A 12,192-nucleotide genomic window follows, 5' to 3' on the forward strand; every position below is an offset into this window, starting at 1 on the left:
AATCCATCCCTCTTGTATGTGTTCTATACTCCACATACGACACGGGACAGGTTTTCCTTATAGAAAGCCCATCCCGTGTTTTTTGTTTTTGTAAACCTTCGCTATTCTAATCGAATCCAAGAATAAGATCTACGCTAAACAGTAAAAAGCCTCGTGGAGTTTTGTAGCTAAGTTACTCAATTCGAAGCAGTAAGTGTTTTGATCTTTACATCAATATCTCTAATCAATATTGCCAACTCACGATTTTGATCCACAACTGAACTAAACTTGGCTTTCAATCTCGCATTTTCAGCATCCGCTTCGGCCATTTGCTGCTTCACGCTAAATAGCTTTTTCATCGTCGCCTGATACTCAAGACTAACCTTGTCGCTACCAGTTATTAACTCTCTATCTATGTCTGGCATAACAACTGAAGAAACAGCAACATCATCAGCCGTAACACTCACTGAATAGAAAGTAATAGTAGCTACAGGCTCTAATGCTGGTTTCTCAGCAAACGTATCAACAACAGCAGTAAATTTACTAAGCCCTTCGTTGACATCATCCAAAATTAAGTCATCACCTTCTATTAGCACCATCTCGATAGGCTTGGTCTCAACAAGATTCAGATTTATAAACTCATCAGATCCAGCAATAACAGACACATCCGTTGTTGATAACTCACTCACGGACTGCGTTATCTCATCTTCCGTCATATCCAACTGCATCCCAGCATCATCATCCAAAACGACAATAGTCTCTAATAATGGGATCGGACTTAAATACTCGTCCTCTTCAGCAACGTCGGCCAAAGTCGCCGACTCATTCACTGGCGCCGACTCTACTAATGATTCAGGCTCAACTTCTTGAACTGAATTATCAGTTACAAATTCTTCCCCCTCATACAACAGCACTTCGTTGTTTAACTCAGGAGCAGGTATTGAATCGACCTTACCTAAGTTAGCACTTTGCAATACTGCACTTGGTGAGCGTAGAGGTGGTTCCACTACTCGGAGATTACTATCCGCAACCATCTCAGGCTTTGAACCTAAAATGGCATATAGCAACCCAAAGAAGCCCACTACTAGCAGACCTATTAATATATTTTTTATATTTACTTTCAACCTAGCACCTATTTCGTAATATCGTAGCCACACCAGTAAAAGCATGCTGACTAAGTCATTGAACTATTGGAAATAGATTAGAGCAGGTAATGTAAAAGTCCCACTCCCACCCTGACGAAATAACACAACTGAATGCTGGGTAGGAAAACAGGATTAATTATCGAAACTAAGCGTATGCAAAGAATCGACAAGCGGTAATATTAAGATTTATGTCTCGTTAATCTCATCAGATAAAGAGCAACGGAGCCGTACTGTGCTGTATTTGCTAGAATAGAGAAAAATTTGCTATTAAATAGAGAGAGCATCAAAAAACAAGCATGACAAATTCATCACTAATAAGACGATTTACCGCACAAGGTATTGCAATCAACTTACTTCTATTATGTAGCCTTGTCGCGCTAGTCATTGGTGTCACTGCACCTTTGATTACACTTCAAAAGCTATATTTTATTGAAAACACCATCTCCCTGATATCAACAATACAAACACTTTATATAGATAAGGAGTGGTTACTATTTTTTGTTATTGCCATTTTTAGCCTGTGTATACCTGTCATCAAAATCATTAGCTTGCTGCTGATCACTAATGTTGAATATAAAACAGGCTCATTCTTAGACAAGTCGCTTTCGCTTATTGAGACCCTTGGGAAGTGGTCTATGCTAGATGTGTTCGTCGTCGCCCTTTTACTTGTATCCGTGAAGCTCGGCGCACTCGCTAAGGTAGAAGTGCATTATGGTCTTTATATTTTTACGGCATCGGTAATGTTGACAATGATATTAAGCTTTTGGATTTACAGCTTGACCCACAAAAAGGCAGAGTGAATACAAATTGAATAAATTTCAACTAATCACGTAAATTTAGCGGACCTTTTTGTCATAGCAACCACTAAGTGATAAATGGCATGTGTTGATTACAACAAATACATACCTTTAAGTTTTTCTGAATCAGTTAATATCGTATGATTCACTGGAATACAAGTCGCGAGACTCGACAATAAAGACTCTAAAACATCTTTAAATAGCCACCCCGGGACGGGTGCAGATCGAAACATCACAGGAGATAATATAAGTCATGATAAAAAAAGCATTGCTACTGTTGCTATTAGCTGCAGTTTGGGCTTTTGGTAGCTGGTGGTACTACACCTGCATGATCAAAGGCTTTTGCCGCACTAATGGTACATTCACAAGCGCGGCCGAACGTGCTAAGGGCGCAGCGATAACCACTGCTGCCGCTACAGGAATAGTTGTCGCTGCTGGCGCTAACACCCCTAAGGAAGATGACCAACAAGTTGCCGCAACAGACTTTATCGACCAAGATAACGATGCAATATCAGACGAAGATGAGCGTAGCCTAGGAACAGACCCTAGCAACGACGACAGCGACTCTGATGGCATAAAAGATAATGAAGAACTTGGTACTGACTTACAGAATCCAACCGACACCGATGGTGACGGCATCATTAATGCATTAGATGATGATGATGATAACGACACGCTACTAAGTGTAGACGAGTTGAAAAACGGTACCGATCCATTATCAGTAGATAGTGATGCTGATGGTTTAGATGACCCAACTGAAGTAAGTGGAAAGCTGGGTACTGACCCAATGAATCCAGATAGTGATGCTGACGGCATTTCAGATGGTATTGAAATCGGCTCTAATATTAGCCAACCCATTGATACTGATAACGACGGCACTATCGACGCGCTAGACAGTGATGATGATGATGATGGCCTTCCAACATTACTTGAGTCTAAGCTCAGCAGTGACCCATTATCTGTGGACAGTGACGGTGATGGCATCAGTGACAAAGAAGAAGTAGGTAAAGATTTAGATCAGCCTATGGATACTGATGGTGATGGTATTTTAGATCTAGTGGATGACAGCAACGACACTCCGAGTACCACCGATATTACTGATACCGCTACTCCTGCGACACCTGAACAAGGTGATGCTAAAGACGAAGTAACGATTGATACCGTGGAAAGTGCGGATGACAGCCCTGCTGATATGGATATCCCTATTCAGAAGAGTCGCTTGTACTTCCCATTCCGTTCTGCAAACCCACGCTTGTCTGGTGCTGCTAAAGAGTACTTTGAAGAAGTATCACTTTGGCTAAATCAAAGCCCAAGCAATAGCATTGTGCTAACAGGACATACGGATAGTATCGGTAAAGCAAAGAGTAACCTTAACTTAGGTCTTAAACGAGCAATCGAGATCAAAGACTTAATGGTTAAGCTTGGTGCTAAATCAGCTCAAATAGATGTTGCTTCAATGGGTGAGACACAACCTATCGCTAGTAACAAAACAGAAGCTGGCCGCCATCAAAACCGACGCGTAGAGCTGATACCAACCGTTAAAAAATAAGCGACCACATGATGTATTTCAAAGATTATCGTGCTTGAGGATAAAAAATGTTTGAACACGCTGTAACAATGACACACGAACTAAAGGATGCCAGCCTAGCGTTATTAATAATGCTTGGCGGCGCCTTCCTACTAGGTTGCCTTTTTTGTTGGGCACTTAGCTCTCGTAAACGTTCTAGTAAACTGAAGGAAATCCAATAATGCCTACAGATTACACACTTATGGATGCCACTCTAGAAATCTTGCTGATGTTACTAGCAGCTTTTTTACTAGGTTGGTTATTTTGCTGGATTATTAAAAAGCTATTTGGCGGTCGTAACCTTGAAACAGCTGAAAACGCTGAACTAAAAGGAATGACGACTGGTGTATCAGCTGACATTAGCCAGCAAGCTTCGCAACCTCAGGAACGTTCAGGCCTATCAGCGAGTAGTCGCGAACGCCTTTATGACCCTGAACATGGATTAACTAAAGACACACTCGATGCTTCTATTCCAACAATCGAAACAAGTGATCTAAGCGTTGATGAACTTGATTTTGATGCTGCGGCAAACAGACCGAGAATAGATTTACCCGACTTAAACATGCCAGAGCCTGACCTGAAAGGGAAACTAAGTGCGGGCATGGACTTGGGTAAAGGCGGGTTAAAGAAAGGCCTTGGCGCTGCTGCCGTTGGACTAGGTGGTATTGCGGCTGGCGCTAGTGCAATGAAAGACAAAGCTGTCGATAGCATTCCTGATGTCGAGTTGCCGGATATTGATCTTAAAGGCAAGCTAGATACCGGCCTTGACGCTGCTAAAGCCGGCCTAGATAACGTAACTGGTGGCATTGGTTCACTTAAAGATAAAGCAATGGACAGTGTTTCAGACATGGAACTTCCAGACCTTGATCTTAAAGGAAAACTAGATGCAGGAGTGGATCTTGGGAAAGGCGGAATCGATGCAGGACTTGATACCGTTAAATCTGGCTTAGGCGGCATAACAGCTGGTGCTGGATCACTTAAAGACAAGGCAATGGATAGCCTTCCAGACATGGACTTACCAGACCTTGATGTCAAAGATAAACTAGATGCTGGTATTGAAGCTGGAAAAAGTGGACTAGGCAAAGGTTTTGGTGCTGCCACAGCAGGTTTAAGCGCTATTGCCGCTGGTGCTGGCTCACTAAAAGACAAAGCTGTTGATGGTGTTACATCAGGTGTAGACACATTGAGTACAAGCGCTTCGTCCCTTAAAGACAAGGTCACTGATAAAGGTGATGTCGTTGAAAGTACAACACTTACTCCTCCTGATTTGCCTCGAAGTACTGAACTTGAAGCTGCTATTAAAACGCCGAAAGCAAGCTTAAGTAGCTCAACAGATGATTTGACGCGCATTAGTGGCATCGATGCAGATACTGCAACCCTACTTTCTACTCACGGAATTAATTCATTCCAGGCTCTAGAAAGCACAGATAGTGACACTCTGAAAAGCTACCTTAGCGACTCAGACAAAGCTTCTATCAGTGCTGCAGAGCCGGCAAGTTGGCCTCATCAAGCTAAACTTTGTGCCAGCCAAAATTGGGGCAAATTAGCGGAGTATCAGTCTTTTCTATCTGGCACAGCTGCAACAGCAACACCTGCTGTTGAAGAAGTGACTAATAAAGATGATTTGAAGAAAATTGAAGGTATCGGACCATTCTTTGAAAGCTTGCTAAACAAAGCGGGTATCACTACTTACGCTCAACTTAAAGAGAGTGATAGAGATACACTAAAAGAAATCATCGACGCTGCTGGACCTGATTACCGACTTCATGAGCCCGAAACTTGGCCTTATCAAGCTGGACTTGCTGACCGTGGTGAATGGAAAAAGCTTCAAGACTACATCCACTTTATGACTGGCCGCTCTTAAGATACCACCATATAAGTAAACAAAGCCTCCGATACGTCGGGGGCTTTTTTATGGATAAGTGGTTAGTTTAAAACAACAAAAACGACGAACTGACAAGTCTGGCCCTACTTTAAACCTCAAGGCATGCTAAAATTTGAGTAATAAGTCATTACCTATCCCCAACGGTTTTGACATTAATAATTACAATAAGCATGGTACTGAAAATGAGAAAAATTATACTGCCTCTTCTCCTTGTAACGATAGGCTTTAGCCAGACGCTAAGCGCTGAAATTTATAAATGGACAGACAAAGAAGGTAAAGTACATTACTCATCCACCCCTCCAAAAGAAGACCCAAAAAAAGCTCAGTTAATTGGTGATAAAATAAAAGCCAATATCGGCAAGGTCCAACCGACAACTACCTACAAATCAACGACAGATACTGCGAAACCTGCAAAGAACACTAAAAAGGTAAATGACCCTTATAAAAATGATCGGTCTGCAGCAAGAATAAAATACTGTACTAACTTAAAAAATAATATCACCACACTTCAAAACAACAAAAACGTTAATATCGTTATTGAAGGAAAACCTTCTGCTCTGTCTAGTACACAGATAGACGAACGTATGAATAAGTACCAGAGTGACTTAGACAAAAACTGTAAAGATATTTAAGCTAACTAGGCACCGTTATAGATACATTCATATAGGGCACTTTCTGCACCGTTGATTTAGCAGTATACTGCTCTGCTAAATCAACTTTAAGAAGCCTACAGACTCTTATGAAAGTATCCCAGTTCCCTATTTCGACACTGCGTGACACACCTGCTGACGCAGAAGTAATCAGCCACCAACTCATGCTTAAAGCGGGCATGATCAAACGCCTTGCATCTGGACTATACACTTGGGGACCACTAGGACTTCGTGTATTGAGAAAGGTTGAGAACGTTGTTCGAGAAGAAATGAACAATGCTGGCGCGGTAGAAATTTCAATGCCTGCCGTACAGCCTGCTGACCTATGGCATGAATCTGGTCGCTGGGACGAATATGGCCCAGAGTTACTTCGTATTTCAGACCGCAATAATCGTGAATTTTGCTTTGGCCCTACTCACGAAGAAGTTATAACTGACTACATTCGTACAGAAGTAAGTAGTTACAAGCAACTACCTGTTAATTACTTTCAAATTCAAACAAAATTCCGTGATGAAGTTCGCCCTCGCTTTGGTGTGATGCGTTCACGTGAGTTTTTAATGAAAGATGCATACTCATTCCACTTGACACCTGAGTGCCTTCAGTCAACCTATGAGGACATGTTTGCGGCTTATCAAAAAGTATTTACTCGACTTGGATTAAACTTCCGCCCTGTAGAAGCTGACAATGGCTCAATTGGTGGTAATGCTTCTCACGAGTTCCATGTACTGGCTGAGTCTGGCGAAGATGATATTGCATTTTCAGATAGCAGTGACTATGCCGCTAATATCGAAAAGGCAGCAACCCTACCAAGTACACTAGTTAGACCTGAAGCTAGTCAAACTATGGAAAGCTTTGATACTCCTAACATCAAGACCATCGATGATCTTGCTCAGGTAATGGATATCCCTGCTACTCAACAAATTAAAACGTTAATTGTTGAAGGTGAAGACGATAGTACCGTTGTTTTATTGATTCGTGGTGATCATAATCTTAACGAGATCAAAGCAGAAAAAATTGATGGCGTGATCGTACCATTAACATTTGCTACTGAAGAAAAAATAGAAGCTGTTACAGGAAGTAAACCTGGCTCACTTGGACCTGTAGGCCTCGAGTTACGCATTATCGCAGACTATGCAACACAACCTATGGCAGACTTTGTTTGTGGCGCTAATAAGGAAGGCGTTCATCTTAAAGGTGTTAATTGGGTGCGTGACCTTCCTGAACCAGAGTTTCAGGATATAAGAAATGTAATTAATGGTGACCCGAGCCCAGACGGCAAAGGCACACTGCAGATTCGTCGTGGTATCGAAGTAGGCCATATCTTCCAGTTAGGCACCAAGTATTCAGAATCAATGAATGCAAAAGTACTAAATGAAAACGGTAAGAGCCAAGTAATGACAATGGGTTGTTATGGTATTGGTGTATCTCGTATCGTAGCCTCTTGCATAGAGCAGAATAACGATGAGAACGGTATTATTTGGCCAGCAGCAATGGCGCCTTTTCAGGTCGCCCTAGCGCCTTTGAATTATAACAAGTCCGCTGAAGTTAAAGCCGTAGCTGATAAGCTATATCAAGAGCTTCGTGATCTAAATATCGAAGTACTTCTAGATGACCGCAATATTCGCCCGGGCGCAATGTTTGCTGATCTTGAGTTAATTGGTATACCACACAGAATCGTCATTTCAGACCGCGGCTTAAAGGAACAAAAACTCGAGTATAAATCTCGTACTGCTGCCGACGCTGAAAGCGTAGAACTTGAAGATGCTATTAACTTCATAAAGAATAAACTGAGTAGTTAATAATTGCCGAAATTAAAAAGCAGCCTTTAAAGGCTGCTTTTTTTTGATCTTAAGAACCTTATAAAGACCATTATCCTCCGAAGAAACCGGATATACCGGCAACGACACCACTAAAGTAACCTTCATTTTTATTATCTGTTGCTACTTCTTGACTAACAGCTACTTGGTAAAGAGCCTTTACCACTTGAGACATTCGCTCATAATCCATCACCAGCTCATTTTCACCACCTTCTACTCTCAAGGGCAGTAAATCCCCTATCTGAATAGCAGAATAGTCATTTAGCCAATAATTGATATGGTCAACACCACTGACGACAGAGATATTCTCAGGCGTACTAAATGACTCAACCAATAAGTCGGGAACACTACTAAAGCTATGCTTCACAGAGCGCAGCTTCATGAAATCATTTAAACGACTCGAAAGCGCAATAAAGTTACCTTTATCAGGATATAAGACAGCCATAAACGAGAATGGGTACGATTGTGAGTCACTTACCTTACGATAATAACCGACACTTTGAAGCTCAAGCATTACTCTAACAGGTATCTTTGCGTTACTGAGCGCCTTAGCGTGATGAAAACTACCTGCACCTGCAGTATCAGCATTTGAGTCACCATAAGCGACAAACTCTACCGACATAGGTAATTCACCAACTTCCTTGGAGAACAGTCGCGCCGTCTCTAACATTACCGCTAGGCCACTATTATTACTCTGTCTTTTAATGGCTCCTGGTAACACCAAATACCTTACACCAATTACAATCCTTTCTTTAGTCTTCGGCCCCAACCTAAGACGAACATTATTATATCTTCCTGTTGCGGTAGCAAAACCTTGTAACGAAGGTTCTCCTAACCGAGAGAAGTAGTTAAATATATAATCGTCCGCTGTCAGCGAAGTACTTTTGGATACTTCCCTAGTAGACTCAATGTTTTTCAAGTTTGTTAAGTGATTTCGTAGGTTTGTTTCACTAACCTCAGGCAGGTCATTAGATACTGCTGTAGGTAGCAACGGCTGAGTAATAAAAAACCACAGCAGCAGACACACTATTAAAGTGGCGATCAGCCAATCCAACAAGCGGGCAATCATTCTATCTAACATGAATGCAACATCCTTTATCAAACGTCATTTTTTCTATGATACCTCAATGCTATTTTAGGCACATAATATATACAAAGAGATAACCAACTGTTTAATTTTATGTTTATCGCTGGCACAAAAAAACCGGCTAGAAGCCGGCTTTTTTTGAACTCACACGACTAATTAAAGTGCGCGAATACGAGAATTCAAACGACTCTTATGACGAGCTGCTTTATTCTTGTGGATCAAACCCTTAGTTACACCAGAGTCAATCTCAGGAACTGCAACAGCATAAGCAGCAACTGCCGCTTCTTTGTCGCCTGCATCTATAGCAGAAATAACACGCTTAATCTGTGTGCGCATTGTAGTCATGTAATGTTTCTTGTGAATACGACGATCTTCTGAAAGACGTACACGTTTTTTCGCTGATTTAATGTTAGGCAAAGCTAATCTCCGAACCGGACTTCCTAAATAAGACGCGTATTGTGCCGCATATCGATTAACTCGGCAAGGTGATTCTTCATTTTTTTAACGCGCCACAAACTCAAGTACCGATTGAGCTATATATAGCCCTAATCGGTACCCATAAAAACTAGCCAGCTACCTAAGTAACTGGCTTTGACTCATCAGATAGACGAGCAGCAATTACATCATGCCGCCCATTCCACCCATGCCGCCCATTCCACCCATGTCTGGCATTCCGCCACCAGCTACACCTTCTGAAGCAGGAGCATCAGCGATCATCGCTTCAGTAGTAATAATCAAACTAGCAACTGATGCTGCATTTTGCAATGCTGCGCGAGTTACTTTAGTTGGATCTAAGATACCCATTTCAATCATATCGCCATACTCTGAAGTACGTGCGTTGTAACCAAAACTACCTTCACCACCTTTAACAGCATTCAGGACAACAGAAGCCTCGTCACCTGCGTTCGTGCAGATTTGACGCAAAGGCTCTTCCATTGCACGACGTAGGATACTGATACCCATATCTTGATCATGATTCTCACCTTTAAGCTTAGCTAAAGAGTTAAGCGCACGAACCAAAGCTACACCACCACCCGGTACAACACCTTCTTCAACAGCTGCACGAGTAGCATGAAGCGCATCTTCAACGCGCGCTTTCTTCTCTTTCATCTCAACTTCAGTAGCAGCACCAACTTTGATTACTGCAACACCACCGGCAAGCTTAGCAACACGCTCTTGTAACTTTTCAGTATCATAGTCAGAAGTAGACAATTCAGCTTGACCGCGAATTTGGTCAACGCGAGCCTTAATATCAGCAGCAACACCAGCACCGTCAATGATAGTTGTGTCATCTTTAGTAACAGTAATACGCTTAGCTTGACCAAGATCTTCCAAAGTTACAGCTTCAAGACTCAAACCAACTTCTTCAGAAATTACCTTACCGCCAGTTAATACAGCGATATCTTCTAGCATCGCCTTACGGCGATCACCAAAACCAGGTGCCTTAACAGCAGTTACTTTAACGATACCACGCATATTGTTAACAACTAGAGTTGCTAACGCTTCGCCTTCAATATCTTCAGCAATGATCAACAATGGACGACTTGCCTTTGCAACAGCTTCCAATGTAGGTAGCAGGTCACGAATGTTTGAAATTTTCTTATCATGCAACAAGATGAAAGGAGCTTCTTGCTCAGCAGCCATACTTTGTTGATTGTTGATGAAGTAAGGAGACAGGTAACCACGGTCAAACTGCATTCCTTCAACTACACCTAGCTCATCCTGTAGAGAAGTACCTTCCTCAACAGTAATAACACCTTCTTTACCAACCTTATCCATTGCTTCAGCAATGATGCCACCGATAGTCTCATCAGAGTTGGCAGAGATCGTTCCAACTTGTGCGATTGCAGCAGAATCTGTACAAGGCTTTGACTGCTCTTTCAATGATTCAACAGCAACAATAACGGCTTTGTCGATACCGCGCTTAAGATCCATTGGGTTCATGCCCGCAGCAACAGACTTCATGCCTTCGCGAACGATAGCTTGAGCCAAAACTGTAGCAGTAGTTGTACCATCACCAGCAGTATCAGAAGTTTGTGAAGAAACCTCTTTAACCATCTGTGCGCCCATGTTCTCGAACTTGTCTTCTAGTTCGATTTCTTTAGCAACTGAAACACCATCTTTAGTTACTGTTGGAGCACCAAACGCTTTATCCAAAACAACATTACGACCCTTAGGACCTAGTGTTACCTTTACAGCGTTAGCTAGAATATTTACACCATTCACCATACGTGAACGCGCATCATCACCAAAACGTACTTCTTTTGCACTCATGCTATATACCTTAGAAATTCTTTAATTTTAAGTAGTAGGGGTCAATTTTATGCTTCTATTACCGCAAGGATGTCATCTTCTTTCATCATAAGAAGCTCTTCACCATCAACTTTAACGGTAGTACCTGCATATTGGCCGAATAGAATCTGATCACCAACTTTTACATCCATCGCACGCACATCACCGGAATCAGTGATTTTGCCATTTCCGGCAGCAATTACTTCACCGCGGTTTGGCTTTTCTGTTGCGCTATCAGGGATAATGATACCGCTTGCTGTAGTACGTTCTTCTTCTGTACGGCGAACTACTACGCGATCATGTAAAGGACGAATATTCATGTTCACACTCCAAATTGTTAGGTTTTTAAGTTAAACAAAAGAGTGTTAATTAGCACTCTATGTCTATGACTGCTAATAATAGGGACGAGATACTCTAACTTCAAGTGACGAAAAGTAAAATTTTAGTCTTTCCCTATTTTTTGATCTGCCTTGTGCGTATATTCAGCATCAATAATATCGCCATCAGGTGACCGATTCTGAGAAGCGCTGCCAGAAAACCCACCCATACCGCCGACAAAAAATGATGATCGAGAAAGCACTTTATTAACAATAATAGTTCTAGTGAAAGGAATCAGGCAGAGGAAACCCACCATGTCTGTGAAGAAGCCAGGCGTCATTAGTAAAGCACCACCAATTAATAAAGCGATACCTTCAAGTATCTCTTTAGCAGGCACGACACCACTAGACATGTTTTTTTGAAAGCGAGCAAGCGTAGACAAACCTTGCTGGCGAAGTAAGTAAGCACCAACAACAGCAGTCCCAACCACACATAAGATAGTCCACCATGCGCCAATAACTGACCCAACCTGTATTAGAAGGAAAATTTCAATAATTGGAACAACAAGAAACAGAAAAGCAAATATGGGAAATGTGCGCACGGAGGAAACCTAAAAGTCTGCAGATAATCCTAAGATAATAACTACAGACTTCTC

At 41.9% G+C, this 12,192-nt stretch carries 11 protein-coding genes; 5 read left to right on the forward strand and 6 right to left on the reverse strand.

The annotated features are described in order from the left end of the window. Positions 1-176 precede the first annotated feature (176 nt). Complete coding sequence (locus DKT75_RS02250) at positions 177-1,103, reverse strand: hypothetical protein (RefSeq protein WP_146201307.1); 927 nt, start codon at positions 1,101-1,103, stop codon at positions 177-179. Between the two features lie 317 nt (positions 1,104-1,420). Here DKT75_RS02250 and DKT75_RS02255 point away from each other — a divergent pair, with 317 nt between their 5' ends. The 5 genes from DKT75_RS02255 to DKT75_RS02275 all read left to right on the forward strand — a co-directional run bounded on the left by DKT75_RS02255 (position 1,421) and on the right by DKT75_RS02275 (position 7,822). Beyond that, the gene (locus DKT75_RS02255) at positions 1,421-1,924 is read left to right on the forward strand and encodes a paraquat-inducible protein A (RefSeq protein WP_109821807.1); all 504 of its coding nucleotides are present in this window, start codon (positions 1,421-1,423) and stop codon (positions 1,922-1,924) included. Positions 1,925-2,174: 250 nt separating this feature from the next. After that, entirely contained in the window at positions 2,175-3,470 is a 1,296-nt protein-coding gene (locus DKT75_RS02260) for an OmpA family protein (RefSeq protein ID WP_109821808.1), read from the forward strand. A 199-nt stretch (positions 3,471-3,669) separates the two neighbouring features. Then, complete coding sequence (locus DKT75_RS02265; RefSeq protein WP_109821809.1) at positions 3,670-5,352, forward strand: helix-hairpin-helix domain-containing protein; 1,683 nt, start codon at positions 3,670-3,672, stop codon at positions 5,350-5,352. A 203-nt stretch (positions 5,353-5,555) separates the two neighbouring features. Then, entirely contained in the window at positions 5,556-6,005 is a 450-nt protein-coding gene (locus tag DKT75_RS02270; protein ID WP_158278781.1) for a DUF4124 domain-containing protein, read from the forward strand. A 107-nt stretch (positions 6,006-6,112) separates the two neighbouring features. Further along, positions 6,113-7,822 carry a proline--tRNA ligase gene (locus tag DKT75_RS02275; RefSeq protein ID WP_109821811.1) on the forward strand — a complete coding sequence of 570 codons (1,710 nt, stop codon included), beginning with the start codon at positions 6,113-6,115 and terminating at the stop codon, positions 7,820-7,822. A 70-nt stretch (positions 7,823-7,892) separates the two neighbouring features. Here DKT75_RS02275 and DKT75_RS02280 read toward each other — a convergent pair whose 3' ends face one another. From DKT75_RS02280 to DKT75_RS02300, 5 genes are all read right to left on the reverse strand, one after another. Next, complete coding sequence (locus DKT75_RS02280) at positions 7,893-8,921, reverse strand: zinc-binding metallopeptidase family protein (protein ID WP_109821812.1); 1,029 nt, start codon at positions 8,919-8,921, stop codon at positions 7,893-7,895. 162 nt (positions 8,922-9,083) lie between these two features. Continuing rightward, the gene (gene rpsT, locus DKT75_RS02285) at positions 9,084-9,344 is read right to left on the reverse strand and encodes a 30S ribosomal protein S20 (protein ID WP_109821813.1); all 261 of its coding nucleotides are present in this window, start codon (positions 9,342-9,344) and stop codon (positions 9,084-9,086) included. A gap of 201 nt (positions 9,345-9,545) precedes the next feature. Then, positions 9,546-11,201, reverse strand: a complete 1,656-nt coding sequence (gene groL, locus DKT75_RS02290; RefSeq protein ID WP_109821814.1) for a chaperonin GroEL — start codon at positions 11,199-11,201, stop codon at positions 9,546-9,548. Between the two features lie 47 nt (positions 11,202-11,248). Beyond that, positions 11,249-11,539 carry a co-chaperone GroES gene (gene groES / locus DKT75_RS02295; RefSeq protein WP_109821815.1) on the reverse strand — a complete coding sequence of 97 codons (291 nt, stop codon included), beginning with the start codon at positions 11,537-11,539 and terminating at the stop codon, positions 11,249-11,251. Positions 11,540-11,661: 122 nt separating this feature from the next. Further along, entirely contained in the window at positions 11,662-12,138 is a 477-nt protein-coding gene (locus DKT75_RS02300; RefSeq protein WP_211665115.1) for an FxsA family protein, read from the reverse strand. Positions 12,139-12,192 lie beyond the last annotated feature (54 nt).

Origin of the sequence: Leucothrix arctica (assembly GCF_003172895.1) — a bacterium.
Classification (GTDB): Bacteria; Pseudomonadota; Gammaproteobacteria; order Thiotrichales; family Thiotrichaceae; genus Leucothrix; species Leucothrix arctica.